At 40.2% G+C, this 465-nt stretch carries 3 tRNA genes; all 3 read left to right on the top strand.

Annotation, left to right across the window (positions count from 1 at the left end):
* Nucleotides 1-31: 31 nt before the first annotated feature.
* The 3 genes from MP477_RS22690 to MP477_RS22680 all read left to right on the top strand — a co-directional run bounded on the left by MP477_RS22690 (nt 32) and on the right by MP477_RS22680 (nt 384).
* Nucleotides 32-105 (top strand) — tRNA-Ile (locus MP477_RS22690).
* 80 nt (nt 106-185) lie between these two features.
* Nucleotides 186-262 (top strand) — tRNA-Ala (locus tag MP477_RS22685).
* Nucleotides 263-308: 46 nt separating this feature from the next.
* A tRNA-OTHER gene (locus tag MP477_RS22680) sits at nt 309-384 on the top strand.
* The last annotated feature ends 81 nt before the right edge of the window (nt 385-465 follow it).

Raw genomic sequence — 465 nt, 5'->3', positions numbered from 1 at the left:
TAGCATCTAGGATCTGTAAGTCTAAAAAGACAGTCTCGTAGCTCAGCTGGTTAGAGCGCTACACTGATAATGTAGAGGTCGGCAGTTCGAGCCTGCCCGAGACTACTAATTGAATTTGAGATTTGTGATTTGAGGTTTGAAATTAATATCAAATATCAAATAAACAATATCAAATTAACCTAGAGGGGGAATTAGCTCAGCTGGCTAGAGCGCCTGCCTTGCACGCAGGAGGTCAAGGGTTCGACTCCCTTATTCTCCACCAAGTTACTTAAAAGTAACAAGAATAGAAGTTTATTTAAGATAAAAACAAAGGATTTTAGCCGATAGGGGCTAGATTGTCCCGATTCATCGGGAAGGTCAAGGGTTCGACTCCCTTATTCTCCACAGTTTTGGAAGACTGATTTAAAAGTTACGGATAGAGCCAAAAACAATATCTGTTCATCAGTTTGACAAGAAGACATTAAG

It is taken from the genome of Chryseobacterium sp. WG23 (assembly GCF_024586575.1).
GTDB lineage: Bacteria > Bacteroidota > Bacteroidia > Flavobacteriales > Weeksellaceae > Chryseobacterium.
The sequence above is the reverse complement of the archived record's forward strand: the minus strand, read 5'-3'. Positions and strand labels throughout refer to the sequence as shown.